This is a genomic window from Leclercia sp. S52 (assembly GCF_039727615.1).
Taxonomy (GTDB): domain Bacteria; phylum Pseudomonadota; class Gammaproteobacteria; order Enterobacterales; family Enterobacteriaceae; genus Enterobacter; species Enterobacter adecarboxylatus_B.
Genome location: NZ_CP152474.1, coordinates 4,492,405 through 4,518,133, shown reverse-complemented (window position 1 = coordinate 4,518,133; position 25,729 = coordinate 4,492,405). Strand labels below are relative to the sequence as shown.

Sequence of the window (25,729 nt, the reverse complement as noted above, 5' to 3'; positions counted from 1 at the left end):
TGTCTGTAACGTGAGGGAATATATAGAAAATTTGCTTTCGCGGAAGGTATGTTATCGACAGCGGTAACAGAGGAGTAGTCCATAACAGGACTACTCATTTTGCGGGGAATATGTTCAGTCTGACCTAGTGGTTTGAGAACCAGTTGAGCTTGTCACGTAGCGCCACCACGCGGCCTACGACGATCAGCGCCGGGCTTTCAACCTGCTGCGCCAGATCGCCCAGCTGGGTTAACTCGCCACTGACCACGCGCTGTTTAATCGAGGTACCGTTCTCCACCAGCGCAACCGGCATTTCTGCATCCATGCCGTGTTCAAGCAGCTTAGCCTGAATAGTCGCCGCCTGGTTCAGCCCCATATAGAACACCAGGGTCTGCTTCTCGGCGGCCAGGTTGTGCCAGTCCAGCTCACAGCCGGTTTTCAGGTGGCCGGTAACCAGGCGCACGCTTTGGGCGTAGTCACGGTGGGTCAACGGGATACCGGAATAGGCCGAGCAGCCGGAGGCGGCGGTAATGCCCGGCACTACTGAGAACGGAATGCCCGCCTCACAGAGGGTCTCCAGCTCCTCGCCGCCACGCCCAAAGATAAAGGGATCGCCGCCTTTCAGACGCACCACGCGTTTACCCTTTTGCGCTTCACGCAGCAGGATCTGGTTAATCTCTTCCTGCGGCACGCAGTGGTAGCCCGCACGTTTGCCAACAAACACCCGATCCGCATCGCGGCGCACCAGGTTCATGATGTCGTCGGAGACCAGACGGTCATAGACTACGATATCCGCCTGCTGGATCTGCTGTAACCCTTTCAGGGTCAACAGCCCGGCATCGCCCGGACCGGCACCCACCAGCACCACTTCGCCCCGGTGATCGAGCGGGGCATTGATCAGCTGCTCGGTAGTTTCCTCCACCGCTTTCCGATCCTGATTCGCCAGCGACTGCGCCAGCCGGTCGTTCACAAAGAATTTTTCCCAGAAGCGACGGCGTTCGCCCACGGTGGCGAACTGCTTTTTCACGCGTGAGCGCAGCTGCCCCGCATAGTGAGCCACCTGGCCCAGATGCTGCGGCAGGATCGCTTCCAGCTTTTCGCGCAGCAGACGCGCCAGCACTGGCGACGTCCCGCCGGAGGAGACGGCGACCATCAGCGGGGAGCGGTCGATAATCGACGGCATGATAAAGCTCGCCTCTTTCGGCGCATCCACCACGTTGCAGAAGATCCGCCGCGCTTCACAGGCGTCGCTGACGCGCTGGTTAACCGCGTCGTCGTCGGTGGCGGCAATGGTCAGCCAGCAGGTATCGAGCAGAGATTCCTGGAACTCACCCTCGACGAGGGTGAGCATCCCCTCCTGCGCCCACACGGTAAATTGCGGGGCGAAGGCGAGGGCATTAACGGTGAGTCGGGCACCTGCCTCTAACAGCAGGCGGGCTTTGCGTTCAGCCACATCGCCACCCCCTACCAGCAGGCAGTCGCGATTGCGTAATTGACAGAATATTGGCAGGTGATCCACGACATTACCTCTTCTTACTGGTTGGCTTTCGCCTGAACGGTTGCGATGGTAGCCGGAGTCGGACGCTCCGCTTTAGGGGTAGCATACCAGTAACCCCAACCCATAAATACAACCCCAGAAAGGGTATTGCCAAGTGTTACCCACAACAGGTTATGGCCGATACCGGACAGCGTATAGGCTTCGCTGTGGTGACCGAACCAGGAGAGGGCAAACAGCGTCATGTTGGCAACGGAGTGCTCGTAGCCGGAAGCGATAAAGGCCAGCAGACACCACCAGATGGCGATAAATTTCGCGGCACCTTCGGTACGGATTGCCATCCAGATCGCAAGGCAGACCAGCCAGTTACAGAGCGCGCCCTTGAAGAACAGCACCATCGCCGGTGCGGAGGTTTTTGCCAGCGCGACGGTGTGTACCAGGCTGGTATCCACCGGCAACAGGCTACCGCCGCCCCAGCTGTAGAGCAGGGCAACAAACACCGAGCCCACCAGGTTACCGAGCCAGGTTTGTGGCAGGATTGCCCACATCTGGCCCTGAGTGATGGTGCCCGCTTTGACGCCCAGCGTCAGGAACATGGTGTGGCCGGTAAACAGTTCAGAGCCAGCGATGATGACCAGCGTCAGGGCGATACCAAAGGTGGCACCCATCACCAGCGGACGCACGGACGGGTCGACCAGATTACCGAGGGTGAAAATTAAAATGATCCCGAGGCCGACATAGGCTCCCGCCATGGCGGAGCTGATCCAGAAGCCGAGCGGACTGTTTTTACTGAGGCGTGCAATACGCGCAGCGTTAGCCGCACACTTATTAATAGTGTCTGTAAACATTTGATTATCCTGAGTAATGAAAAAGAAAAGCTAAAAAGTAAATCGTAGGCCGGATAAGAAGCTTGCTTCGCCATCCGGCAATTGCCCGGCGGCGCTGCGCTTGCCGGGCCTACAAAATCAAAATCAAAAACAAATAACGGGGGCGTTGCATCCCCGTATTAATCAGCCTCTCAGCTGTACCTTGCCGTCTTTGACGCGGACGTCATAGTGCTTCACGGAGCGGCTCTCATCTTCCATGCAGTGGCCGTCGCTCAGGCGGAAACGCTGCTTTTTCAGCGGGCTGGCAACCCACAGCTCGCCCTGATGCTCAGCGATGATCCCGCGGGAGAGCACGCTGGCCTCGAAGAACGGGTCGATATTGCTGATAGCAAACACCTGTTCGTCGTGACGCGGACGGAAAATGGCAACCTGCTCATGACCTAACAGCGCGCACACGCCGGTGGCAGGCAGGATCTCGTCGATTTTGCAGATGTTGACCCACTGGCTCATACGTTTTCCTCCACCAGCATCACCGGAATGCGTTCATAAGGTGTCGCCGGGCGATGCTGTTCGCGCTCTGGCACCACCTGCACGCTCGGGTCGCGCTGGGTGCTGTTGATAAAGTGTTTGAAGCGAACCTGCGCCGCCGGGGTGTTGACGGTTTCAGTCCATTCACAAATCACGGCGTCACGCAGGCGAGACATCTCTTCTTCCAGCGTTGCGTTCAGGCCGAGTTTGTCGTCGATGATGACGGACTTCAGGTAGTCGATGCCGCCTTCCAGGTTATCCAGCCACGGCGCGGTACGGGTCAGTTTGTCCGCGGTACGGATGTAGAACATCATGAAGCGGTCGAGGTATTTGATCAGCGTTTCACGGTCGATATCCGCCGCCAGCAGATCCGCATGACGCGGCTTCATCCCGCCGTTACCGCAGACGTACAGGTTCCAGCCTTTCTCAGTGGCGATGATACCCACGTCTTTACCCTGCGCTTCGGCACATTCACGGGTACAGCCGGAGACGCCGAACTTCATTTTGTGCGGGGTACGGATGCCTTTGTAGCGGTTTTCCAGCTCGACGCCGAAGCCGACGCTGTCGCCCACGCCGTAACGGCACCAGGTGCTGCCCACGCAGGTTTTCGCCATACGCAGCGCTTTGGCATAGGCATGACCGGTTTCGAAGCCTGCCTCAATCAGCTGACGCCAGATTTCCGGCAGATCGTCTTTCTGCGCGCCGAACAGGCCGATACGCTGGGAGCCGGTGATTTTGGTGTAGAGGTTAAATTCACGGGCAATGCGGCCCACCGCCACCAGACCTTCCGGGGTGATTTCGCCACCGGCAGAGCGTGGGATTACGGAGTAAGTCCCGTCTTTCTGGATGTTAGCCAGGAAGTTGTCGTTGGTGTCCTGCAGCGGGGTGTGCTGCGGCTTGAGCACATACTCATTCCAGCAGGAGGCCAGCAGAGAACCGACGGTCGGTTTACAGACTTCACACCCGTAACCCTGGCCATGTTTCTGCAGCAGCTCGTCGAAGGATTTGATGCCTTCCACGCGGATCAGGTGGTACAGCTCCTGGCGAGAGTAAGCGAAGTGCTCGCACAGGTTGTTGTTCACTTCGATACCCTGTTTCGCCAGCTCGGCGTTGAGTACCTGGGTGACCAGCGGGATACAACCGCCGCAGCCGGTACCGGCTTTGGTTTCGGCTTTCAGCGCCGCCACGGTGTGGCAGCCTTTGTTGATGGCGGAGATCAGCATGCCTTTGGTGACATCGAAGCAGGAGCAAATCTGCGCGCTGTCCGGCAGTTTATCGACACCAATTGAAGGCTTACCGCTGCCAGCGTGGGCAGGCAGGATTAGCGCGTCCGGGTTTTCCGGCAGCTCGATGGCATTCAACACCAGCTGCAGCAGGTTGCCGAAGTCACTGGTATCACCCACCAGCACCGCACCGAGCAGGGTCTTGTTATCCGGGCTGACGATAAGACGCTTATAAACTTCTTTGCTTTCATCGAGGTAGACGTAGCTGCGGGAGTTTGGCGTGCGGCCGTGCGCATCGCCGATACCGCCCACGTCAACGCCCAGCAGTTTCAGCTTGGCGCTCATGTCTGCGCCTTCGAAGGCATTTTCATTGCCGAGGATATGGTCAACGGCGACCTGCGCCATTTTGTAGCCCGGGGCAACCAGACCGTAGACGTGATTTTCCCAGCTGGCGCACTCGCCGATGGCGTAGATATCCGGGTCGGAGGTCTGGCAGGTGGCGTTGATCATGATGCCGCCGCGCTGGGCAACCGCCAGGCCGCACTGCGTAGCCAGCTTGTCGCGCGGGCGAATACCGGTGGAGAAGACGATGAAGTCCACTTCCAGCTCGCTGCCGTCGGCAAAGCGCATGGTTTTACGCGCCTCGGTGCCTTCCTGCACGATCTCTTTGGTGTTTTTGCTGGTGTGAACTTTCACACCCATGCTCTCAATTTTGCGTTTGAGCTGATCGCCACCCATGTGGTCGAGCTGCTCTGCCATCAGCATCGGGGCAAATTCGATGACGTGGGTTTCAACGCCTAAGTTTTTCAGCGCGCCAGCAGCTTCGAGGCCGAGCAGACCGCCGCCGACCACCGCGCCGCGACGGCTTCGACGGGCGCAGGACTCGATGGCGTTGAGATCTTCAATGGTGCGATAGACGAAGCAGTCCTGAGTTTCTGACCCTTTGATCGGTGGGATCCACGGGTAAGAGCCAGTCGCCATGATCAGTTTGTCGTAAAAAACCGTGCGTCCCGCACTGGAATGAATCACTTTTTCCTGACGGTTAATGGTGATAGCGCGTTCGCCCACCAGCACCTTCACGCCATGTTTCTCGTAAAAACCTTCGCGCACCAGAGAGAGCTCTTCGGCGGTGTGGTGAGAGAAATAGGAGGAGAGGTGCACGCGGTCGTACGCCTTACGGGGTTCTTCACAGAACACGGTAATGTCGAACCGGGCGGCATCGGCTTTATCAAGAAGATCCTCAATAAAGCGGTGACCGACCATGCCGTTACCGATAATCGCGAGTCTGACTTTGCTCATTTTTGCCTCGATTTCTTTTCTATTACCACCTACCTTAACGATTCAGCAAAGCCGCTTATTGATGCAAATCAAATACGCCTTCACCTACTCCTTAGTGAGTAGATGGCTGATTTGTCAGGATTTTTATAAGTAGCGGAATTAGCAGGCTTTTCGTGATAGCCGATTTTGTGTACAAATTAGGGGGGCTAATCTTTAAAATCCGCTACTCCTAAATTTCAGCCCCCTTTTTCGGGAGAATACGATGTCTACAGCACCGCTTTGGCTTATCCAGAACGTCCGGTTACCGGGTCGCGACGGACTCTGGCAACTGGCTATTGAGAACGGTTGTTTTGGCGAAATCACCCCGACGGGCGAGGGGCACAGCGAGAGCTATGAAGTGCTAAACGCGCGCGGGGGGGCTGGCCCTGCCGCCGTTTATCGAGCCGCATATCCACCTTGATACCACTCAAACCGCAGGTGAGCCGAACTGGAACCAGTCCGGGACGCTGTTTGAAGGCATCGAACGCTGGGCGGAGCGCAAGGCGCTGCTCAGCCATGAGGATGTCAAAGCCCGGGCGTGGAAGACCCTCAAGTGGCAGATCGCCAACGGCATCCAGTTTGTGCGTACCCATGTCGATGTCTCCGACCCGACGCTCACCGCCCTGAAGGCGATGCTGGAGGTGAAGCAGGAGGTGGCGCCGTGGGTCGAGCTGCAGATCGTGGCCTTCCCGCAGGAGGGGATCCTCTCTTACCCCAACGGCGCCGCTCTGCTGGAGGAGGCGTTACGGCTGGGGGCCGACGTGGTGGGTGCCATCCCACACTTTGAGTTCACCCGCGAGTACGGCGTGCAGTCGCTGCACATCGCCTTTGAACTGGCGAAGAAGTATGACCGGCCGCTGGATATTCACTGCGATGAAATCGACGACGAGCAGTCGCGGTTTGTCGAAACGGTGGCGATGCTGGCGTATGAGGCCGGCATCGGCCCGCGCGTCACCGCCAGCCATACCACCGCCATGCACTCGTACAACGGGGCCTATACCTCGCGGCTGTTCCGTCTGCTAAAGCTCTCCGGGATTAACTTTGTCGCTAATCCGCTGGTGAATATTCATCTGCAGGGGCGCTTTGACGACTACCCGAAACGGCGCGGCATCACCCGCGTGAAGGAGCTGCTTGAGGCGGGAATTAACGTCTGCTTCGGCCACGACGACGTGTTTGACCCCTGGTATCCGCTGGGCACCGGCAATATGCTGCAGGTCCTGCATATGGGTCTGCACGTCTGCCAGATGATGGGCTATCAGCAGATCGACAGCGGTCTTAACCTGATCACCCATAACAGCGCGCGTACCTTTGGCCTGAGCGATTACGGTATTGAATCGGGGAACCCGGCTAACCTGGTGATCCTGCCTGCGGAGACGGGCTTCGATGCGGTCCGTTGTCAGGTGCCGGTACGCTGGTCGATTCGTCAGGGGAGGGTGATTGCCACCACGCAGCTGGCGCAGACGTGGATCCAGATGGATAACGGGGGAGAAGAGGTGTGCTTTACCCGAAACAGCCCCTCTGCAGGAAGCAAAGGGGCGTGAGGGATCAATGAGACGCTGCTGCCACGTTGTGCTGGCGGTGGCGGGTCACAAAGCCCAGCACCAGGCACATCACAAACACGACGGCATAGAGACCGTTCGCGGTGTGTAATGCCGCCAGCGGGCCGCTGTGCGCCACAATCGGGCCGGTGACCACGAAGGTCAGCATGGTGCCGATGGTGCCGCAGGTGAGCACGAAGTTAACCAGTTTTGGCGAGGCCACTTTGGTCTGCAGGGAGCCCAGAGTAATGATCGAGGTGTAAATGGCGCTGGAGAAGAAGCCGAGCGTCAGGATAAACCACGGCATATGTTCCGGCGAACCGTTAATGAACAGGTACATCAGCACGGTTGCGGCGCCTGCCAGCACGGTGAGGATCCGCTGCAGATCGAAGAAGCGCAGGATAAAGCTGAACGCCCACATGCCGAACATGTACGACATCCAGAAGTCACTAACCAGCTGACCGGCATCGTTCAGGCTCATTCCCAGCCCTTTGGCATACTCCGGCACCCAGGAGATAAAGCCCAGCTGGCCGAGGATGTAGCACAGGGCGGCAACGGAGAGGAACAGCACGCCAATACCCCACTTCTCTTTTACCACCGGCTCGCTGGTGGTCTGGCCTTTTTTGCCGAGAACCGGGAAGTCACAGCCGAAGGTCAGGACAAAAATCGCCACGTAGACCAGGCCGATGCAGGCGTAAACCCAGTACCACTCAATGCTGCGGGCCAGCAGCGCCGCGGCCACCATCGGGAAGATCATCCCGGCCATGCTGAAGAAGGAGTCGGTGAACAGCAGACGCGCACCGCGCTGGCGGCCTTCATACATATGGGTAATGAGAAATGTCCCGATGGACATGGTGATCCCGCTGACCAGCCCGAGCACGAACATGGCGGCGGAGAACAGGGCGATGCTATGACTTAGCATCAGGCCGGCCACAGCGGCGACCATCAGCACAAAGCCGAAACGCAGCTGCGTTTTCAGCGGGACAATTTCCATCAGCCAGGCGTTCAGGAAGATGGAGATCAGGATCCCGGCGTTAAGGAAGGTGAAGGTGTTACTCATGCTGGAAACGGGCAGGTTGAAATAGTCTGCGATATTTCCCATCACCATCCCGGTGACGATCACCAACGCACCGGTAAGGGCGTAGGAGAAGAAGCTGATCCATGTGAGCTTGATACGATTGCTGTTAGTCATGACTGGCCTGTGAATAGAAATGTAAAGCGCGTTGACGGCGCTGCGAGCGGCCAGATTTTAAGCGTGAATGTGATCTAATTAAATCTTTTATGATTAATTAAACGAAAATTGCAGTTTTCAGTGTGATTTAGATCACGTTAATGCCTGTGGTGCCAGTTTGCCCGACGGTTACATCTGTTTCAAATGCGTAAAATTAGGTAAATGGCTGGCCTGGATTCATACTGCTCTTTAGAATCAAGCCATTCGCTTTCTTTACTGCGCTTTGTTAAGGAATTCTCATGCTCAAATCAACCCTGGCGGCTGTTGCGGCTGTACTCGCACTCTCAGCCCTCTCTCCTGCTGCGCTGGCAGCCAAAGGAGACCCGCACGTTCTGTTGACCACCTCTGCCGGTAATATTGAGCTGGAACTGAACAGTCAGAAAGCCCCTGTTTCGGTGAAAAACTTCCTCGATTATGTGAACAGCGGTTTTTATAACGGCACCACCTTCCACCGCGTGATCCCGGGCTTTATGCTGCAGGGCGGCGGCTTCAACGAGCAGATGCAGCAGAAACAGCCAAACCCGCCAATCAAGAACGAAGCGGATAACGGCCTGCGTAACAGCCGTGGCACCATCTCCATGGCGCGTACTGCCGATAAAGACAGCGCCACCAGCCAGTTCTTCCTCAACGTGGCGGATAACGCCTTCCTCGACCACGGCCAGCGTGACTTTGGCTATGCGGTCTTTGGTAAAGTTGTGAAAGGCATGGATGTGGCCGATAAAATTTCTCAGGTGCAGACGCACGACGTCGGCCCTTACCAGAATGTGCCGACAAAACCGGTAGTTATCCTCTCTGCGAAAGTCCTGCCTTAATCCCTGATGGCGCGGGCAGGCATTGCCCGCGTTACCTTTACCTCCCTGCGAAACCGCAGTTTGCTGCTTATACTTGTGGCAACACGAGCACAAGCAGGGAGGTAACAGGTGAAAAAACTCACTGAAAAACAAAAGTCCCGCCTCTGGGAACAACAGCGAAATATCAATTTCCAGGCCAGCCGCCGCCTTGAAGGGGTCGACAGTCCGTTAGTCACGCTCAGCGCAGAAGAAGCGCAGCTTCGTCTTGAAGAATTAGGGAGGCAGCATGAGCGATAAATACGGCAACGATCGCGACCCATACCTCTACCCGGAGCTGAACGTGATGCGTAACCGGCTGGGCATTCGTCAGGCCGAACGTCTTGCGCAGGCGGCGTATGAGTTCACCGCGCTGCGTGCCGCCACCCTGAGCCTCGGGCCGCTGTTGCGCGGTCTGCCGCACCTGTGCGCCATACACCAGCATCTCTACCAGGATCTTTTTGACTGGGCGGGAGACATTCGTGAAATGGATATTTACCAGGGCGATACCCGGTTCTGCCACTTTGCCTATATCGAAAAAGAGGGCAATGCCCTGATGCAGGATCTGGAGGAGGAGGGTTATCTCGTCGGGCTGGAGAAAGCCGATTTCATTAACCGCCTCAGCCACTACTATTGCGAAATCAACGTCCTGCATCCGTTCCGCATCGGCAACGGCATCGTTCAGCGCATCTTCTTTGAACAGTTGGCAATCCATGCCGGATATCAACTCGACTGGCGCGGTATCGACCCTGAGGCGTGGGCGCAGGCCAACCAGAGCGGTGCAATGGGCGATCTGAGCGCGCTGAACACAATCTTCAGCAAAGTGGTAAGCGAAGCCCGGGAAACTGAGTAGAATAGGGCGGCCATTTTTTCGGGAGCCGCCATGATTCTGCTGATTGATAACTACGATTCCTTCACCTGGAACCTGTACCAGTATTTTTGCGAGCTGGGGGCGGAGGTGGCGGTCCGGCGCAACGACGTGCTTTCTCTGGATGATGTCGCGGCGCTGAACCCGCAGAAAATCGTTATCTCTCCCGGCCCCTGCACGCCGGATGAGTCCGGGATCTCGCTGGCGGTGATCCAGCACTATGCCGGTAAATTGCCGATCCTCGGCGTCTGTCTTGGGCATCAGGCCATTGCCCAGGTCTTTGGCGCGACCATTGTCCGTGCCGCCAAAGTGATGCACGGCAAAACCTCTCCCGTGACGCATACCGGTACGGGGGTCTTCGCTGGCCTCAATAATCCCCTGACCGTGACCCGCTATCACTCCCTGGTCATTGACCCGCCCACCTTACCCGACTGCTTCGAGGTGACAGCCTGGAGCGAGACCCGGGAGATTATGGGTATCCGCCACCGGGAATGGGATCTGGAAGGGGTGCAGTTCCATCCGGAAAGTATTCTCAGCGAACAGGGCCACCAGCTGCTGGCTAATTTCCTTAATCGTTGATTTTTAGTTGCCATAAAGTGATTTTTTAAGCATATTTCGTGATTATATTTTCACTTCTGCTTCTTGCTTAAAAAAAGGGTGGGGTTACATGGCAACTGAACAATCTGCAATTACGCGCGCAACATTCGATGAAGTTATCCTGCCAATTTATGCACCGGCCGAGTTTATCCCGGTGAAGGGGAAAGGCAGCCGCGTCTGGGATCAGCAGGGTAAAGAGTACATTGATTTTGCGGGCGGCATTGCGGTGACGGCGTTAGGCCACTGTCACCCGGCGCTGGTCGAGGCGCTCAAAACCCAGGGTGAAACCCTGTGGCACACCAGCAACGTTTTTACCAACGAACCGGCGCTGCGTCTGGGGCGTAAAATTATCGACGCCACCTTTGCTGAGCGCGTGCTGTTTATGAACTCCGGCACCGAAGCCAACGAAACGGCCTTTAAGCTGGCGCGCTACTACGCCTCTACCCGCCACAGCCCGTTTAAAACCAAAATCATCGCCTTCCATAATGCCTTCCACGGCCGTTCGCTGTTTACCGTGACCGTGGGCGGTCAGCCAAAATATTCCGACGGCTTTGGCCCGAAACCGGCCGACATCATTCACGTCCCGTTTAACGATCTGCATGCGGTGAAAGCGGTGATGGACGATCACACCTGTGCGGTGGTGGTTGAGCCGATTCAGGGTGAAGGCGGCGTGACGGCGGCGACCCCGGAGTTCCTGCAGGGGCTGCGTGAGTTGTGCGACCAGCATCAGGCCCTGCTGGTGTTTGATGAAGTGCAGAGCGGCATGGGCCGTACCGGGGATCTGTTTGCCTATATGCACTACGGCGTGACGCCGGATATCCTGACCAGCGCTAAAGCGCTCGGCGGCGGTTTCCCGGTCAGCGCGGTGCTCACCACTCAGGATATCGCCTCGGCGTTCCACGTGGGCTCTCACGGCTCCACCTACGGCGGTAACCCGCTGGCGTGCGCGGTGGCTGGCGCGGCGTTTGATATCATCAACACCCCGGATGTGCTGAGCGGCGTCAAAGCGAAGCGCGAGCAGTTTGTGAAACATCTCCAGCAGATCGATGCCCAGTACGATGTCTTTAGCGATATTCGCGGCATGGGGCTGCTGATTGGTGCCGAGCTCAAACCGCAGTACAAAGGTCGGGCGCGCGATTTCCTCTATGCCGCCGCCAGTGAAGGGACGATGGTCCTCAACGCCGGGCCGGACGTGATGCGCTTTGCGCCGTCGCTGCTGGTGGAGAGCGAGGATATCGACGAAGGGATGAACCGTTTTGCCGCCGCGGTGAAGCGCGTGATTCAGAAGTAGTTGTGTTGCCCGGCGGCGCTACGCTTGCACGGGCCTACGGTCTTGTAGGCCGGGTAAGCGCAGCGCCACCCGGCGTTTAATACGGGGTCCGCTTTAAGCGCCGGATCAACCAGATCCCATGATGCGGACGCTGGCGCCATGCCACCGACGAGATGGTGTGCATGGTGTTCAGATGTCCCAGAACGCGCTGCAGATGTTGCTCCAGCGTGCTCATGGGGCCTTGCGTCAGGGTCTCTGGCGCTTCCAGAATATTGCTGTCCCCGCTCTCGCCCGGCGCGTCATATTCCAGACGCTGCTGACAGCGTTGCAGCGCAATTTCACACGACTGCAAATAACGCTGCGCCAGGTCTGGCGTCAGCATCGTATGTTCCCGGGCCAGGGTCGTCATCGCGTTGATATGCTCGACGATAAACTGGCTGTGCGTTACCCACAGCTTCATATCGGCCAGATAGGCCGAATTAAAGCCTGGCTCCTGCATCGCCTGGTTGAGGGAGTTGAACAGGGCGTTGTGCGCCTGGTTGACCTTCATGCGCTGCCAGGCCAGCGGCGTTGGCTGTGGATCGTCGCTGAGGATCAGGCGGATGGCCTCCTGATCGGCCTCCAGCGCGTCGTGGGCGTTCTGGCGCAGCAGCCCACTCTGCCACTGCGGCCACAGCCAGACCATCCCGCCGAAGGCAATCAGGCAGCCAATCAGGGTGTCGGCCAGCCGGGCGATAATAAATTGCTCGCCGTTCAGGGTCAGCAGCTGCAGGGTATACACCGCCGTGACCGTAAAGCCCACCGTCGCCCAGCCGTAGCTCTTGCGTATGATCAGGTAGCTCACCAGGGTCACCATCAGCATCCCGGCCAGGGTGTAGCCTTCCGGAACGTGGAAGTGCAGGGTAACGCCGGTAATAATCAGCCCCGCCAGCGTGCCGGCGGCCCGGTGGAGAATACGTACCCGCGTCGCGCTGTAGCCGTTTTGCGTCACCAGCAGCACGGTCATTAAGATCCAGTAGGGTTTCGGCAGGTGCAGCGCCACGCCCATCAGGCTGGCGATACTGAGCATCACGCTGATACGCGCCGCGTTGCGCAGGGCGGCAGACTTCAGCGACAGATAGCTTCTCAGGGCAGGGATCAGCGGCAGGCGTTTCTGCTTGTCGGCCATCAGGTCGCGCGGGTAGAGCGGACGCTGCGTACGCAGCACGCGGGCAATACGGCTGAAGTGCCAGGCGCAGAATTGACCCACCGGGTTATCCGGGTGCTGACGGGCAATTTTCTCCAGCGCGCCGAGCTGCTTGTCCATGGTGAAACGGGTGGGGTAGCGATGATAGAGAATGTCGTCAGCCAGCACCCGCAGGCGGGCCGCAACGGTCTGCGCGTTCCAGCGGATCACCGCTTCGGCGTGGCTGCGCTCCACCAGCTTTTGCACCTCCTTCGGGTGATGCAGGCTGACGGAGATGTGCTCCTGTAGATCCAGGCCCACCTGGAAGGTACGCAGCAGGCGTTTGTATTCATGATTTCTGTTGGCCGCCAGCATATGCAGCTGCTGATAACAGAGGCTGATCAGATCCACCACCTTCTGCTGACGGGCCAGCAGCGGCGGCAGCGATTTTTCAGGGTCGGTGTGCTGCGTCAGCAGGGTGTATTTTGCTTCGCAATAATCTGCCAGCTGTTGATAGAGCACGCTCAGCGACTCGCGCAGCGGCTGTTCGCGCCACATCCAGAACCAGAACCAGTTAAACAGCCCGTACCAGAGCGTGCCCAGCGTATAGAGGAGCAGCGGCTCCCAGACCGGCATGTTTCCCGCCAGGCTCAGGGTAAAGATGGCCGCAATCAGCGAGGCGGGCAGCAGTCGCGCATGCAGGGCGCTGATCTCAGCCGTGACCCCCAGCGTCATCGCCAGCACGGTGAGAATGAGGGGCAGCGGAATATCCCGCGCCAGCAACAGCTGCACGGCCAGGCTACAGCCCGCGAACAGGCAGCCGCCAATAGTCAGACGCTTAAAGAAGCGTTTATGCGGGGTGTCCAGACCGGCAATGTTGCAGCAGGCAGGAACGAGGGAGAAGAGCAGACCCTGTTGCAGATGGCCGAAGATCAACCCCACAGCCACGGGGAGACACAACACCAGGGTTTGCCGCAGTGCGTAGTTAACTTCCGGGTGATAAATGAGCCTGCGCCACATGGGGATAGAGACAAAAACGGCGTGTCATCGTGCGATGCCACGCCGTTTTAGCGGAATTAACGTGTTCCGTAAACCACGATGGTTTTACCGTGGGCAGAAATCAGGTTTTGATCTTCCAGCATTTTCAGGATACGACCCACGGTCTCACGAGAACATCCGACGATCTGACCAATTTCCTGACGGGTAATTTTAATTTGCATACCGTCCGGGTGGGTCATTGCGTCTGGCTGTTTCGCCAGGTTCAGTAAGGTCTGGGCAATGCGGCCCGTTACGTCGAGGAAGGCGAGGTTACCCACTTTCTCGGACGTGACCTGCAGACGGCGAGCCATCTGCGAAGAGAGGCGCATCAGGATATCCGGGTTCACCTGGATCAGCTGGCGGAATTTCTTATAAGAGATTTCAGCCACTTCACAGGCAGTTTTTGCACGAACCCAGGCGCTACGCTCCTGACCTTCTTCAAACAGGCCCAGTTCGCCGATGAAATCTCCCTGATTCAGGTAAGAGAGGATCATCTCTTTGCCTTCTTCATCTTTGATCAGCACTGCCACTGAGCCTTTGACGATGTAATACAACGTTTCCGCTTTTTCACCCTGGTGAATCAGCGTGCTCTTCGATGGGTACTTATGAATATGGCAATGAGACAAGAACCATTCGAGAGTCGGGTCTGTTTGCGGTTTGCCAAGCACCATGCGCTGTTATCCTCTGTTATAAGCTGTCTCCAGAGTCTGGCTGTGTACCTGTACTCTGGGGTTGCAATCGAATTCTTTCCCCTGCCTGGGGTCTGGCTGTCACAATAATTAGCAGCCTGTAACGTGTGATGTCCTCTGCATACATGTGCAACGTCAATGTATTACTGTAGCATCTCGACTGTTTTAGCATAGCTTTCGCCGCCTGTCTCCTGGTGTCTCGCTTCAGCTTGATGCAGGTCGACTTCCGTTGTCAGAATTGTTACTGACGCGTAATCTGTCAGGAAAAATGCAATCCTGGAGTTAATACAAATGCAAGCACGTGTGAAGTGGGTTGAAGGGTTAACGTTCCTCGGTGAGTCGGCTTCCGGGCACCAGATTTTGATGGATGGCAACTCCGGCGATAAAGCGCCAAGTCCGATGGAAGTGGTCCTGATGGCGGCAGGCGGATGCAGTGCGATCGACGTGGTATCGATCCTGCAAAAAGGTCGTCACGATGTGACCGACTGCGAAGTCAAACTGACCTCAGCGCGTCGTGAAGAGGCGCCGCGCCTGTTCACCCATATCAATCTTCACTTCGTGGTCACCGGCAAAGAACTGAAAGACGCGGCGGTCTCCCGTGCGGTGGATCTCTCAGCCGAGAAGTACTGCTCCGTGGCGCTGATGCTGGAGAAAGCCGTAAAGATTACCCACTCGTATGAAGTGATCGAGGCGTAAGCCTTGCGAAAACGCCGGGCGGCACTTCGTTTGCCCGGCCTACAGAGCCCGTAGGCCCAGTAAGCGTAGCGCCACCGGGCAACAAGGCCTCAATCGATTTTCTTCCCTTCCATCAACCGCTGCACCAGCGGCGTCATGATTAACTCCATCGCCAGCCCCATCTTCCCGCCCGGGACTACCAGTGTATTGATGTGAGAAATAAATGAACCCTGCAGCATCGCCAGCAGCCAGGGGTAATCGATATTGTCCAGATTGCGGAAATGGATCACCACAAAGCTCTCGTCCAGCGACGGGATGCCTTTGGCGGCAAAGGGATTAGAGGTATCCACGGTCGGGACGCGCTGGAAGTTAATGTGGGTGCGGGAAAACTGCGGCGTCAGGAAGTTAATGTAATCCTCCATCGAGCGCACCACGGAGTCCATCACCGCCTCGCGGGAATGGCCGCGTTCGCTGGTATCCCGCGTCAGCTTCTGGATCCACTCCAGGTTCACAATAGGGACTACCCCCACCAGCAGATCGACATGGCGCGCCACGTCGTGTTGCGGCGTGACTACCCCGCCATGCAGGCCTTCATAAAACAGCACGTCGGTGGGTTCCGGCAGGGGCTGCCAGGGGGTGAAGGTGCCCGGCACCTGGTTCCAGGGGACCGCTTCGTCATAGGTGTGCAGGTATTTGCGCGCCTGGCCAGTGCCGCTTCGCCCGTATTCAGCGAAGGTTTGCTCCAGCAGGCCAAAGTCGTTGGCATCCGGGCCAAAGTAGCTGATGTGTTTGCCCATATCCCGGGCTTTGCGGATGGCCATATCCATCTCAGGGCGGGTGTAGCGGTGAAAGCTGTCGCCTTCCACTTCCGCGGCACGCAGATGCAGCTGCGAGAAGATCTTACGAAAGGCGAGGCTGGTGGTGGTGGTACCGGCACCACTCGACCCTGTAACGGCAATAACCGGATGTCTGGCGGACATAGCAACTCCCTGAGTGGAAAGCGATCGCGGTTAACCGCGAAATTGATTGCGAGGCATGATGTTGACGGTTTCGTGCAGCTCGGACCACACGACCAGCACCTCACCGCTTTGCAGCTGGCGCCTGACGTCGGCGACCTTCTGCTCAAGCGAAAGCTCCTGTTCACCATAATCGGTGCCTTCGCGTAACACAAAGCTTTCAATCAGATTATCCAGCGTTTCGGGAGCCAGATCTTGCCAGGGAATAATCATCTTATGGGTTCCAGGTATGTGGTCAGCCAGTCCGGGATACGCGTTTCCAGCCACATCGTTGGGCGCCGCAGCGTGCCGCCAACAAAGCCCACGTGTCCACCGTGTTCGGTCAGCTGATACTGCACGTTGGCGGGCAAAAACGCCTGCGCCGGTATCGAGTGATGATCCATAAAGGGATCGTCTTTAGCGTGAATAATCAGCACCGGTTTGGTGATCTTGCTGAGCACCGGCATGGCGCTGCACTGACGATAGTAGTCAATAGCATCGGCAAAACCGTGAATTTTGGCGGTGATCAGATCGTCAAATTCGCGGATGCGGCGCACTTTCTTCAGCTGCTGCAGACTGACCGGTAGCGTATCCGGGTAAGCTTTCAGTTTGCGTGCCGCATTAGCTTTGAGCAAGTTCAGCAGATAGCGCTGATAAACGCGCGAAAAGCCCTTCTCCATATGATAGCTGCAGTGCTCCAACATGAACGGAGCAGAGACGATGGCGGCGGCGTCCAGAGGAATATTGTCGCCCTCTTTTGCCAGCAGGCAGGCAAGCATGTTCCCGCCCAGCGAATAGCCCACCGCTGCCGTAGGGGCCGGGCCGTGGGTCTCTGCCAGCCAGCGCAGGAACCAGGTGCCATCTTCCGTTTCGCCGGAGTGATAGATGCGTTTCTGGCGATTGGGTTCGCCGCTGCAGCCTCTGAAGTGCATTACGACGCCCAGCCAGCCGCGGGCTTTCGCCGCCTGAATCAGGCCGTGAGCATAGGGGCTGTGCAGGCTGCCCTCCAGACCATGAAAGACCACCAGCCGGGGTTTGTGCCGGGCCTGCAGCGGATCTTCGCTCCAGGCTAAATCAACGAAATCATCGTCCGGCAGGTCAAGGCGCTGCCAGACGGGGGTAAATAGCACTTTACGACGGATAAGGCGCGGCAGCATGGTCTGCAGATGGCGATTAGCCACGCCCCGCATGGGGACAAATTCTGCGCTCTCGTCGGGTGCAATGTTGAAGTCTGATGGAATGATTTGGGCCATAAAGGTGATGCTAATTATTGTCTGTTATTTACGATACCTTCCGAATTGTACCCCGTTTAGCCTGGTTTTCCGAAACATGAACTGATCCCGATCACAAATATTTACCTTGATTATTACTCTCAGGCTAATGATTCCCCTGTGCGCTTAATTGATGGCTTTATCGCCAGGGTGCAGACTTTACTCAACGTTAAGCAAATCTAAAGATGTGCTGAATCAGGAGGTTAATAATGTTATCAGGGCAAACGCCAGCCCGGAACTGGAATACGCGTCGCACTGAAAAAGCGCGCCGCCTGGCTTCCGTCCCGGTGCAGGGCAAGGTACTGCCAACAGGCGATCTTGTCGCCATGCTGGAAAAACTGATCGCCCCAGGCGACAAAGTCGTACTGGAAGGGAATAACCAGAAACAGGCAGACTTTCTTTCACGATCCCTCGCCGAAGTGAACCCGCAGATTGTTCACGATCTGCATATGATTATGCCGAGCGTGGGTCGCAGCGAGCACCTGGATATATTTGAGAAGGGCATCGCCCGCAAACTCGACTTCTCTTTCTCGGGTACCCAAAGCCTGCGTATTTCGCAGCTGCTGGAAGACGGGCAGCTGGAGATTGGTGCCATCCACACCTACATCGAACTCTACTCCCGCCTGTATGTCGACCTGTCGCCGAACGTGGCGCTGATTGCCGGTTTTAAAGCGGACCGTAAAGGTAACCTCTATACCGGTGCCAGCACCGAGGATACCCCGGCGCTGGTCGAAGCCGCCGCCTTCCACGACGGCATCGTCATCGCCCAGGTGAACGAGCTGGTGGACGATGAGTGCGATCTGCCGCGCGTGGATATCCCCGGCTCCTGGATTGATTTCGTGGTGGTGGCCGACAAGCCGTTCTTCATCGAACCGCTGTTCACCCGCGACCCACGTCTGATCAAACAGGAACATATCCTGATGGCGATGATGGCCATCAAAGGCATCTATGCGGAACACCAGGTTCAGTCCCTGAACCACGGTATTGGCTTTAACACCGCCGCCATTGAGCTCCTGCTACCGACCTACGGCGAGCAGCTCGGCCTGAAAGGCAAAATCTGTAAACACTGGACGCTGAACCCGCATCCAACGCTGATCCCGGCGATCGAAAGCGGCTGGGTGGAGAGCGTACACTGCTTCGGCGGTGAGCTGGGGATGGAAGAGTACATCCGTGCCCGTCCGGACGTGTTCTTTACCGGTGCCGACGGCTCTATGCGCTCTAACCGCGCCTTCTGCCAGCTGGCAGGTCAGTACGCGGTGGATATGTTTATTGGCTCTACGCTGCAGGTGGATGGCTATGCCAACTCCTCAACCGTGACCCGCGGCCGTCTTTCCGGCTTCGGTGGGGCGCCCAATATGGGACACGACCCGCACGGTCGTCGTCATGCCACCCCGGCCTGGCTGAACATGATCACTGAACCTGACCCCATGCAGCGCGGTAAAAAGCTGGTGGTGCAGATGGTTGAAACCTTCCAGGCGGGCGTGAAACCGACCTTCGTGGAAAAACTCGACGCCGTCGAGGTGGCGAAAGCCTCCGGTATGCCGCTGGCGCCGGTCATGATCTACGGCGATGACGTCACCCACGTGCTGACGGAAGAGGGGATTGCTTACCTCTATCGCGCCAAAGATCTTGAGGAACGTCGGGCCATGGTCGCTGCCGTCGCGGGGATCACCGATATCGGTCTGGGTGTGGATGCTAAACGCGTCGCCGAGCTGCGCCAGAGTGGCAAAGTGCTCTACCCGGAAGATATGGGCATTCGCCGCACCGACGCTACCCGCTCTCTGCTGGCGGCTGGCAGCGTGTCTGACCTGGTTGAATGGTCGGGCGGTCTGTACAACCCACCTGCGAAATTCCGGAGCTGGTAATGAAACTTCTGCCCCGGATCCAGGTTGAAGGCGGTGCCGAATGGCTGGCGCGAACCGCCACGCAGTGTCTGATTGACGAAGCGCGACTGAGCCCAAAACCCGGTCTGGTGGACAGTCGGGGGGAACGGCGCGCATCACGATCTGTCGCTCGCGCTGATGGAACGTTCGGCGCACAGCCTGACCCCTACGTTTCAGGCGCTGGCGCTGCAAAGCTGGCAGCGTCCGGCCGATATCGCACTACGGCAGACCGTGGGTCGGCTGGGGCGCGAAGGCGAACAGCAGATGATGGCCGCCACCGGCGGGGTGAATACCCACCGCGGCGCTATCTGGGCGCTGGGTTTACTGGTCAGCGCCGTGGCGATGCTCGGCGGCAATGCGAAAGCCCGGACGGTAGCCGATACCGCCGCGCAGCTGGCGAAACTGCCGGATGACGCCGCGCCGAAAGTATTCAGTAAAGGGCTGCGCGCCACCCACCGTTATCGGGTGCCGGGCGCGCGTGAAGAGGCGCAGCAGGCGTTTCCGCACGTTATGCAGCGGGCGCTGCCGCAGCTTCGCCTGAGCCGTCTTAACGGCAGTGGCGAAGCCCATGCCCGGCTCGATGCGCTGATGGCGATCATGACCTCGTTAACCGATACCTGCGTGCTCTCGCGCGCCGGAATGGAGGGGTTAGATGCCATGCAGGACGGAGCCCGGGCGGTATTAGCCGCCGGCGGCACCGCACAGCCTGAGGGGCAACGCGCGCTCGCGTTATTAGACAAACAGATGCTCTTGCTCAATGCCTCTCCGGGCGGCGCGGCCGACCTGCTGGCCGCCACGCTGTTCCTTGACCGCATAGAGACGCCTTATTTAGCGAATTAAGAGGATGTTATGGAAAAAATTACCTTAACTCTGCCCGCCAGCCGTGCCCTGAACGGCAAAGCGCTGGCAGGCGTTGTGGGCTCCGGGGATATGGAGGTGTTATTTACCGCCGACCAGAGCCAGACATTAACTATCGAGATCACCACCTCCGTCGATAACAGCCGTGGCCGCTGGGATGCGCTGTTTAACAGACTGCAAACCGTCAGCAGCCTGCCGGCTGGTAAGCTCACCATTCACGACTTTGGCGCCACGCCGGGCGTGGCACGCATTCGTATCGAACAGGTCTTTGAGGGGGGTGAGCCATGCGTGATGACAGCAGCTTTATCGAATTAAAAGCGCGCCAGCGTGCGCAGGCTCTCCTCGACGAGGGCAGCTACCGCGAACTGCTGGATCCGTTTGAAGGGATCATGTCTCCGTGGCTTGGGCCGCAGGGCATTGTGCCGCAGGCCGATGACGGCATGGTGGTGGCGAAAGGCACCATCAACGGCAAACCTGCCGTGGTGGTGGCGATTGAAGGCGCGTTCCAGGGCGGCAGCATGGGCGAAGTGTCCGGGGCCAAAATGGCGGCGGCGCTGGAGCTGGCGGCGGAAGATAACCGTAACGGCATTCCAACCCAGGCGGTACTGAGTCTTGAAACCGGCGGCGTACGTTTGCAGGAGGCGAATCTTGGCCTCGCGGCGATTGCCGATATCCACGCGGCGATTGTCGATCTGCGCCGCTATACCCCGGTCATCGGCATTGTCGCCGGTACCGTGGGCTGCTTCGGCGGGATGTCCATCGCGGCCGCGCTGTGCAGTTACCTGATTGTGACCCGCGAAGCGCGTCTGGGGCTGAACGGCCCGCAGGTTATCGAGCAGGAGGCGGGCATTGAAGAGTACGACTCCCGCGATCGTCCGTTTATCTGGAGCATGACCGGGGGCGAAATTCGTTACGAAAGCGGTCTGGTGGATGCGCTGGTGGGCGATGGCGTGAATGCGGTGAAAGCGGCGATGAACGACGCGATTGCGAAAGGCGTGCCGGCAAAACATCGCACTGACAATTACGACTGGTATCTCGAACGTCTGACCCAGTTTGATACCCGCAAACAGGCGGATACCGAACAGATTCACGCGCTCTTTGCCCGGGAGGTGAAATGATGAGTACTTCAATTAGCCGTGGTGAACTCTGGCTGGAAACCCTGGCGCCAAATGCCAAACGTCTGGAAGGGCTCTGCCCGTCGGTTCAGGCGGCGGACGGCGAACTGAATGGCGAAGCAGTGCGCTTTGTCGCGGTGGTGCCGGATGCCAACAACCACTACCCGCGTGCGGCACGAGGTGAAGTGGGTCTGCTGGAGGGCTGGACCCTGGCCAAAGTGGTGAGTGAAACCGTCGCCGCCGATGCGGACAAAGCGGTTAAGCGCCCGATAGTGGCGGTGATCGACGTCCCGAGCCAGGCCTATGGCCGTCGCGAAGAGGGCTTTGGTATTCACCAGGCGCTGGCCGGTGCCGCGGCGGCCTATGCTAACGCGCGTCTGGCGGGCCATCCGGTGATTGGCCTTATCGTCGGGAAAGCCATGTCCGGGGCGTTTCTGGCCCACGGCTATCAGGCCAACCGGCTCATCGCCTTTAATGACCAGGGCGTATTAATTCACGCGATGGGCAAAGAGTCTGCCGCGCGCATCACGCTTCGCACCGTGGATGCACTGGAAAAACTGGCGGCAACCATCCCGCCAATGGCGTATGACATCAGTAACTACGCCACGCTGGGGCTGCTGGAAAACCTGCTGGATATCAGCAATCCGGACGCACCTTCTTCTCTCGATCTGGCGCTGGTTAAAACCACCTTACAACAGGCCATTGATGACGCTCGCCGGGATCCGACGCTGAAAAGCCGTCTGGGTGCCGACAATCGCCACAGCTCGGCTCTCGTACGCGAACGTATGCGAGCCAGCTGGTAACACCAAAAAGAAAAGACCTGCCAGATGCACGCCCCGTGGGCGCACCCGTTGCGCCCACGCGGGAAGCTGCATCCTGAAAATAATAACCATCGCGTCAGTGCTTAAACTTCTTTTTTTACAGGTGATTTATGACTTATGTGATTGTTCATGCCCTTGCACCCATTTTTGTCATCATGCTGCTCGGCTTCTGGGCCGGTAAAGCCAAAATGGTGGATAACAAAAATGTGTCTCTGCTTAATATCTTCGTGATGGATTTTGCGCTGCCCGCCGCGCTGTTTAGCGCCACGGTGCAAACGCCCTGGGCAGGTATCATTGCCCAGTCACCGCTGATCCTGGTCCTGACTCTGGCGATGTGGATCACCTATGCGGCCATCTACTTCCTCGCCACTAAAGTCTTCAAAAAATCCCCGCAGGATGCCGCCGTGCTGACGCTGACCGTGGCGCTGCCGAACTATGCCGCGCTGGGTCTGCCGATTCTGGGCAGCGTGCTGGGTGAAGGCTCTGCGACCTCACTCTCCGTGGCGGTTTCCATTGCCTGTGGTTCCGTGCTGATGACGCCGTTCTGTCTGCTGATTCTGGAGCGCGAAAAAGCGCGTGCGGAAGGCACAAACAGTGGCTCAACCCTGGCGATGCTGCCGGTGCTGATGTGGCGCTCAATTAAGAAACCGATCGTGATGGGCCCGCTGCTGGGTGTGGTTTTATCCGCGATTGGCATCAAAATGCCGGACCTGGTGCTGGCTTCCATCAAGCCTCTGGGCCTGTCGGCCACTGCGGCGGCGCTGTTCCTGACCGGTGTGATCCTGTCGGCCCGTAAGCTGCAGATCAACACTATGGTGATTAGCGCGACCATCACCAAACTGCTGATTCAGCCGGCGATTGCCTGGGGTATTGTGCTGGTGTTTGGTCTGCACGGCTCGGTGGCGATCACCGCGATCCTGATGATTGCCCTGTCCGCCGGTTTCTTCGGCGTGGTGTTTGGTAACCGCTTTGGGGTGCAGTCTCCGGATGCGGAAGCGGTGCTGCTGTTAAGCTCCGTCCTGTGTATCCTGTCGCTGCCGCTGTTTATCTCGCTGACTTCAGGAATGTAATCATGACCACAACATTACGCCCGCACGACTTAATCTGGCTGACCACACGGGATGCGCTCGAAGAGATCCACGAGCCCTGGGTGGCTACGGCCTGGCACACCGGGTTACCGGTGGTGGTGCGGCGTGATGTTGATGGTAACGGGCGTATTCCGGTCGGGGTACGCGGCCTTAAGCGCGAACAGCGCGCGGCGGGCTGGGTTAACCCGGACCAGATTGTCCGTATCGTCTCCCCCGAACAGCTGAGCGCAGAAGCAAGTCTGCTGCGCTCGCCTTTTATCACTCAGCCACCGGTTCAGGTGGCGGTACAGCTTTCCCGCACACCCTGGCCCTGGACCTGGGGCATTACCGGCAGCACCGGCTATGCGCTGGCGACCGGCATTGCGGTGATCCACGCCGACAGCGATCTCGATCTGCTGATCCGCGCCCCGCAGCCGCTTTCGCGCGAGATGTTACTCAGCTGGCAGACCCAGCTTGAAGGCGCGCTCTGCCGGGCCGATACCCAGGTCGAGACGCCGCTGGGCGGCTTTGCGCTCAACGAATGGCTACGTGATGGAAAAACGTTGCTGAAAACCAACCGGGGGCCGCGCCTGACGGCAAACCCCTGGGTATGGGAGGAACAATGAAGATCCTGTTTACCTTTCCGGGGCAGGGGACACAGCATCCCGGTATGCTGCAAAACCTGCCGGGAACCGAGCTGGCTCAGGCGCGTGAAGTGCTGGGTGCCAGTGAGGTGGACGCGCTCGACTCCCCGGCGGCGCTACAGCACACCCGCGCGGTGCAGCTCGCGCTGCTGATTGCGGGTGTTGCCTGGGCGCGTGAGCTGGAGCGTCGCGGCGTGGCGCCGGATATCGTCAGTGGCCTCTCTATCGGCGCGTATCCTGCGGCGGTCATTTCCGGGGCGCTCGACTTCTCTGATGCCCTGACGCTGGTGGCCCTGCGTGGCGATCTGATGGAGCAGGCTTATCCGCACGGCTACGGCCTGACGGCGATTATGGGGTTAACGCTCTCGCAGGTAGAAACCCTGATGGCAGGTACCGGCACCTATATCGCCAACCTGAATGCCGAGACGCAGATTGTGATCGCCGGGGCCGATGACGGCATGGCGGAAGTGGCGGCGCGCGCGCTGGCGAAAGGGGCCAGTAAAGCCCGCCGCCTGACGGTCAGCGTTCCGTCACACTGCGAACTGCTGGCGGAACCGGCGCAAAAACTGGTCGAAGCCTTCAGCCGGGTTACGCTCTCTCGCCCCCGCTGCGCTTATCTGAGCGGCAGCACCGGGCGGGTGCTCTGGCAGCCCGAGAAAATTGCTGACGATCTGGCCATGAACATGGCCCGGACGGTGCGCTGGCAGGAGGCGGTGATTGCCGCGAACGAGCGTGAAGCGCGACTGGCGATTGAGATGCCCCCCCGGCGGCGTGCTTACCTGCCTGACGCGTCAGGCGGCCTGGGAAGGGGAGTCAGTCTCTCTGGAGCGCAGCGGCATCGACGTCGCGGTGCATCTCGCCCGGCGTGTTAAGGCGTAGCGTTCTGCTCAAGGCGGCGGGCGTACATGCGGCCTTCCGCCGCCAGCGCCCGCAGGCTCGGATCCTGCTCGCGGTTGCGGGCAAAGACGATGGCAATCAGCTGCTGCATTTGATACGGCTGGGCCAGCTTTAACAGCTGCACCGAGTTTTCATAGACCTTCTTCATCCTGCCCGGCATCAGCGTAAAGCCGACACCCGCCTGCACCAGGCTCAGCATCGAGAAAATATCGTTGACCCGGGTGACGATCTCCGGCTCGAAACCAGCGATATGAAACGCCTCCTGGAAGCCCGCGTAGGTGGCAAAGCCCTCCGCCAGGGCGACAAACTTCTGGTCTTTGTAGTCGCGTAAATCCGCTAACGCATTGGTATTGAGCTGCGCCGAGGCCGGGGCGGCAAGACAGATATCATCGTGGAACAGGGGCAGCACTTCGAGGTTGTTGCGGTCAATCTCGCTTTCGGAGATGGAGATAAGAATGGCATCGAGCGAGCCTTCATCCAGCATATGCAGCAGGGTCTCGTTGGATCCCATGGTGAGATCCATCTCCAGTCCGGGCGGCGCAGTTTCATGCCCATAATTAACTGCGGCACCGTCTCAAGCGTCAGAGAGTAGAGCGTCCCCACCCGCAGACGGCCCTGGCCGACACCGGCCGTTTTACGTGCCTCTTCCAGCCCGCGCTCCATCACCTGCATCACCTCCTGGCAGTACTCAAGCAGCGTCCAGGCGGCGGGGAGGGCGATCAGATTTCGGCCTTTGTGGGTGAACAGCGGGCAGCGGACGTTCTCTTCCAGGGTATGCAGGGCGCGATGGACGCTGACCCCGCTGAGGTTCAGCACCTCAGCGGCCCGGGCGATATTGCCCGTCTCCATAAATGTCATGAAGATGCTCAGTTTGCGGAAGGTAATCTCGCTGGTCAGGTCCGGTATCATTG

Annotated in this window: 22 protein-coding genes and 4 pseudogenes; 15 read left to right on the top strand and 11 right to left on the bottom strand. The window is 58.4% G+C overall.

Features of this window, described 5'->3' with window-relative positions; all coding sequences use genetic code 11:
* Positions 1 to 124: 124 nt before the first annotated feature.
* The 4 genes from cysG to nirB all read right to left on the bottom strand — a co-directional run bounded on the left by cysG (position 125) and on the right by nirB (position 5,351).
* A complete protein-coding gene (cysG, locus tag AAHB66_RS21765) occupies positions 125 to 1,498 on the bottom strand; it encodes a siroheme synthase CysG (RefSeq protein ID WP_347114528.1) in 1,374 nt (457 codons plus the stop codon).
* Positions 1,499 to 1,512: 14 nt separating this feature from the next.
* Positions 1,513 to 2,322 carry a nitrite transporter NirC gene (gene nirC, locus AAHB66_RS21760; RefSeq protein WP_106995194.1) on the bottom strand — a complete coding sequence of 270 codons (810 nt, stop codon included), beginning with the start codon at positions 2,320 to 2,322 and terminating at the stop codon, positions 1,513 to 1,515.
* A gap of 162 nt (positions 2,323 to 2,484) precedes the next feature.
* A complete protein-coding gene (gene nirD / locus AAHB66_RS21755; protein WP_032614780.1) occupies positions 2,485 to 2,811 on the bottom strand; it encodes a nitrite reductase small subunit NirD in 327 nt (108 codons plus the stop codon).
* Positions 2,808 to 5,351, bottom strand: coding sequence for a nitrite reductase large subunit NirB (gene nirB, locus AAHB66_RS21750; protein WP_347114527.1), 2,544 nt, complete (start codon positions 5,349 to 5,351; stop codon positions 2,808 to 2,810). Before nirB ends, nirD begins: the two co-directional genes overlap by 4 nt.
* A 241-nt stretch (positions 5,352 to 5,592) precedes the next feature.
* Between nirB and AAHB66_RS21745 the strand changes: the two are divergent.
* A pseudogene (locus AAHB66_RS21745) lies at positions 5,593 to 6,910 on the top strand (cytosine deaminase).
* Positions 6,911 to 6,914: 4 nt separating this feature from the next.
* On the opposite strand, the gene tsgA reads toward AAHB66_RS21745, so the two are convergent.
* Positions 6,915 to 8,099, bottom strand: a complete 1,185-nt coding sequence (gene tsgA, locus AAHB66_RS21740) for an MFS transporter TsgA (RefSeq protein ID WP_347114525.1) — start codon at positions 8,097 to 8,099, stop codon at positions 6,915 to 6,917.
* A gap of 278 nt (positions 8,100 to 8,377) precedes the next feature.
* On the opposite strand from tsgA, the gene ppiA reads away from it, so the two are divergent.
* The 5 genes from ppiA (at position 8,378) to AAHB66_RS21715 (ending at position 11,721) form a co-directional block, all read left to right on the top strand.
* Entirely contained in the window at positions 8,378 to 8,950 is a 573-nt protein-coding gene (ppiA, locus tag AAHB66_RS21735) for a peptidylprolyl isomerase A (RefSeq protein WP_032614775.1), read from the top strand.
* Positions 8,951 to 9,058: 108 nt separating this feature from the next.
* On the top strand, positions 9,059 to 9,226 hold the full coding sequence (locus AAHB66_RS21730; RefSeq protein ID WP_347114524.1) for a YhfG family protein: 168 nt from the start codon (positions 9,059 to 9,061) through the stop codon (positions 9,224 to 9,226).
* Complete coding sequence (locus AAHB66_RS21725) at positions 9,216 to 9,818, top strand: putative adenosine monophosphate-protein transferase Fic (RefSeq protein WP_347114522.1); 603 nt, start codon at positions 9,216 to 9,218, stop codon at positions 9,816 to 9,818. Before AAHB66_RS21730 ends, AAHB66_RS21725 begins: the two co-directional genes overlap by 11 nt.
* Before the next feature lie 30 nt (positions 9,819 to 9,848).
* Positions 9,849 to 10,412, top strand: a complete 564-nt coding sequence (gene pabA / locus AAHB66_RS21720; protein WP_347114521.1) for an aminodeoxychorismate synthase component 2 — start codon at positions 9,849 to 9,851, stop codon at positions 10,410 to 10,412.
* Positions 10,413 to 10,500: 88 nt separating this feature from the next.
* On the top strand, positions 10,501 to 11,721 hold the full coding sequence (locus AAHB66_RS21715; protein WP_347114519.1) for an aspartate aminotransferase family protein: 1,221 nt from the start codon (positions 10,501 to 10,503) through the stop codon (positions 11,719 to 11,721).
* A 76-nt stretch (positions 11,722 to 11,797) separates the two neighbouring features.
* Here the strand turns inward: AAHB66_RS21715 and AAHB66_RS21710 are convergent, their stop codons facing one another.
* Positions 11,798 to 13,885 (bottom strand): YccS/YhfK family putative transporter, encoded by a 2,088-nt coding sequence (locus AAHB66_RS21710; protein ID WP_347114518.1) that lies wholly within the window; start codon positions 13,883 to 13,885, stop codon positions 11,798 to 11,800.
* A 56-nt stretch (positions 13,886 to 13,941) separates the two neighbouring features.
* Positions 13,942 to 14,574 (bottom strand): cAMP-activated global transcriptional regulator CRP, encoded by a 633-nt coding sequence (gene crp / locus AAHB66_RS21705; RefSeq protein WP_000242758.1) that lies wholly within the window; start codon positions 14,572 to 14,574, stop codon positions 13,942 to 13,944.
* 309 nt (positions 14,575 to 14,883) lie between these two features.
* Here crp and AAHB66_RS21700 point away from each other — a divergent pair, with 309 nt between their 5' ends.
* Positions 14,884 to 15,288 (top strand): OsmC family protein, encoded by a 405-nt coding sequence (locus AAHB66_RS21700; protein ID WP_347114515.1) that lies wholly within the window; start codon positions 14,884 to 14,886, stop codon positions 15,286 to 15,288.
* Between the two features lie 89 nt (positions 15,289 to 15,377).
* On the opposite strand, the gene AAHB66_RS21695 is transcribed toward AAHB66_RS21700, so the two are convergent.
* Genes AAHB66_RS21695 through AAHB66_RS21685 form a run of 3 tightly spaced genes read right to left on the bottom strand, consistent with a single transcriptional unit; the run spans position 15,378 to position 17,515 of the window.
* The gene (locus AAHB66_RS21695; RefSeq protein WP_333852983.1) at positions 15,378 to 16,247 is read right to left on the bottom strand and encodes a phosphoribulokinase; all 870 of its coding nucleotides are present in this window, start codon (positions 16,245 to 16,247) and stop codon (positions 15,378 to 15,380) included.
* Between the two features lie 30 nt (positions 16,248 to 16,277).
* Positions 16,278 to 16,496, bottom strand: a complete 219-nt coding sequence (locus AAHB66_RS21690) for a YheU family protein (protein ID WP_106995183.1) — start codon at positions 16,494 to 16,496, stop codon at positions 16,278 to 16,280.
* Complete coding sequence (locus AAHB66_RS21685) at positions 16,493 to 17,515, bottom strand: hydrolase (RefSeq protein ID WP_347114514.1); 1,023 nt, start codon at positions 17,513 to 17,515, stop codon at positions 16,493 to 16,495. The genes AAHB66_RS21690 and AAHB66_RS21685 overlap by 4 nt, the downstream gene beginning before the upstream one ends.
* A gap of 227 nt (positions 17,516 to 17,742) precedes the next feature.
* On the opposite strand from AAHB66_RS21685, the gene mdcA reads away from it, so the two are divergent.
* The 8 genes and pseudogenes from mdcA (at position 17,743) to mdcH (ending at position 24,800) form a co-directional block, all read left to right on the top strand.
* Complete coding sequence (gene mdcA / locus AAHB66_RS21680) at positions 17,743 to 19,398, top strand: malonate decarboxylase subunit alpha (RefSeq protein WP_347114513.1); 1,656 nt, start codon at positions 17,743 to 17,745, stop codon at positions 19,396 to 19,398.
* Positions 19,398 to 20,256: pseudogene (locus tag AAHB66_RS21675) on the top strand (triphosphoribosyl-dephospho-CoA synthase). Before mdcA ends, AAHB66_RS21675 begins: the two are co-directional and overlap by 1 nt.
* Positions 20,257 to 20,265: 9 nt before the next feature.
* Positions 20,266 to 20,589, top strand: coding sequence for a malonate decarboxylase acyl carrier protein (mdcC, locus tag AAHB66_RS21670; RefSeq protein ID WP_347114512.1), 324 nt, complete (start codon positions 20,266 to 20,268; stop codon positions 20,587 to 20,589).
* Positions 20,559 to 21,392 carry a biotin-independent malonate decarboxylase subunit beta gene (locus AAHB66_RS21665; RefSeq protein ID WP_347114510.1) on the top strand — a complete coding sequence of 278 codons (834 nt, stop codon included), beginning with the start codon at positions 20,559 to 20,561 and terminating at the stop codon, positions 21,390 to 21,392. Before mdcC ends, AAHB66_RS21665 begins: the two co-directional genes overlap by 31 nt.
* Complete coding sequence (gene mdcE / locus AAHB66_RS21660; RefSeq protein WP_142487347.1) at positions 21,392 to 22,192, top strand: biotin-independent malonate decarboxylase subunit gamma; 801 nt, start codon at positions 21,392 to 21,394, stop codon at positions 22,190 to 22,192. Before AAHB66_RS21665 ends, mdcE begins: the two co-directional genes overlap by 1 nt.
* Before the next feature lie 128 nt (positions 22,193 to 22,320).
* Positions 22,321 to 23,280 carry an AEC family transporter gene (locus tag AAHB66_RS21655; RefSeq protein ID WP_347114509.1) on the top strand — a complete coding sequence of 320 codons (960 nt, stop codon included), beginning with the start codon at positions 22,321 to 22,323 and terminating at the stop codon, positions 23,278 to 23,280.
* Between the two features lie 2 nt (positions 23,281 to 23,282).
* Positions 23,283 to 23,903, top strand: a complete 621-nt coding sequence (locus tag AAHB66_RS21650; RefSeq protein ID WP_347114508.1) for a malonate decarboxylase holo-ACP synthase — start codon at positions 23,283 to 23,285, stop codon at positions 23,901 to 23,903.
* Positions 23,900 to 24,800 (top strand): annotated as a pseudogene (gene mdcH / locus AAHB66_RS21645) (malonate decarboxylase subunit epsilon). The gene AAHB66_RS21650 and the pseudogene mdcH overlap by 4 nt, the downstream one beginning before the upstream one ends.
* On the opposite strand, the pseudogene AAHB66_RS21640 reads toward mdcH, so the two are convergent.
* A pseudogene (locus AAHB66_RS21640) lies at positions 24,790 to 25,727 on the bottom strand (LysR family transcriptional regulator). The pseudogenes mdcH and AAHB66_RS21640 overlap by 11 nt on opposite strands.
* Positions 25,728 to 25,729 lie beyond the last annotated feature (2 nt).

Excerpts from the sequence above, each read along its gene's own strand:
- nirC (WP_106995194.1), bottom strand. The coding sequence starts at position 2,322 with ATGTTTACAGACACTATTAATAAGTGTGCGGCTAACGCTGCGCGTATT.
- nirD (WP_032614780.1), bottom strand. The coding sequence starts at position 2,811 with ATGAGCCAGTGGGTCAACATCTGCAAAATCGACGAGATCCTGCCTGCC.
- nirB (WP_347114527.1), bottom strand. The coding sequence starts at position 5,351 with ATGAGCAAAGTCAGACTCGCGATTATCGGTAACGGCATGGTCGGTCAC.
- tsgA (WP_347114525.1), bottom strand. The coding sequence starts at position 8,099 with ATGACTAACAGCAATCGTATCAAGCTCACATGGATCAGCTTCTTCTCC.
- ppiA (WP_032614775.1), top strand. The coding sequence starts at position 8,378 with ATGCTCAAATCAACCCTGGCGGCTGTTGCGGCTGTACTCGCACTCTCA.
- AAHB66_RS21725 (WP_347114522.1), top strand. The coding sequence starts at position 9,216 with ATGAGCGATAAATACGGCAACGATCGCGACCCATACCTCTACCCGGAG.
- pabA (WP_347114521.1), top strand. The coding sequence starts at position 9,849 with ATGATTCTGCTGATTGATAACTACGATTCCTTCACCTGGAACCTGTAC.
- AAHB66_RS21715 (WP_347114519.1), top strand. The coding sequence starts at position 10,501 with ATGGCAACTGAACAATCTGCAATTACGCGCGCAACATTCGATGAAGTT.
- AAHB66_RS21710 (WP_347114518.1), bottom strand. The coding sequence starts at position 13,885 with ATGTGGCGCAGGCTCATTTATCACCCGGAAGTTAACTACGCACTGCGG.
- crp (WP_000242758.1), bottom strand. The coding sequence starts at position 14,574 with ATGGTGCTTGGCAAACCGCAAACAGACCCGACTCTCGAATGGTTCTTG.
- AAHB66_RS21700 (WP_347114515.1), top strand. The coding sequence starts at position 14,884 with ATGCAAGCACGTGTGAAGTGGGTTGAAGGGTTAACGTTCCTCGGTGAG.
- AAHB66_RS21695 (WP_333852983.1), bottom strand. The coding sequence starts at position 16,247 with ATGTCCGCCAGACATCCGGTTATTGCCGTTACAGGGTCGAGTGGTGCC.
- AAHB66_RS21690 (WP_106995183.1), bottom strand. The coding sequence starts at position 16,496 with ATGATTATTCCCTGGCAAGATCTGGCTCCCGAAACGCTGGATAATCTG.
- AAHB66_RS21685 (WP_347114514.1), bottom strand. The coding sequence starts at position 17,515 with ATGGCCCAAATCATTCCATCAGACTTCAACATTGCACCCGACGAGAGC.
- mdcA (WP_347114513.1), top strand. The coding sequence starts at position 17,743 with ATGTTATCAGGGCAAACGCCAGCCCGGAACTGGAATACGCGTCGCACT.
- mdcC (WP_347114512.1), top strand. The coding sequence starts at position 20,266 with ATGGAAAAAATTACCTTAACTCTGCCCGCCAGCCGTGCCCTGAACGGC.
- AAHB66_RS21665 (WP_347114510.1), top strand. The coding sequence starts at position 20,559 with ATGCGTGATGACAGCAGCTTTATCGAATTAAAAGCGCGCCAGCGTGCG.
- mdcE (WP_142487347.1), top strand. The coding sequence starts at position 21,392 with ATGAGTACTTCAATTAGCCGTGGTGAACTCTGGCTGGAAACCCTGGCG.
- AAHB66_RS21655 (WP_347114509.1), top strand. The coding sequence starts at position 22,321 with ATGACTTATGTGATTGTTCATGCCCTTGCACCCATTTTTGTCATCATG.
- AAHB66_RS21650 (WP_347114508.1), top strand. The coding sequence starts at position 23,283 with ATGACCACAACATTACGCCCGCACGACTTAATCTGGCTGACCACACGG.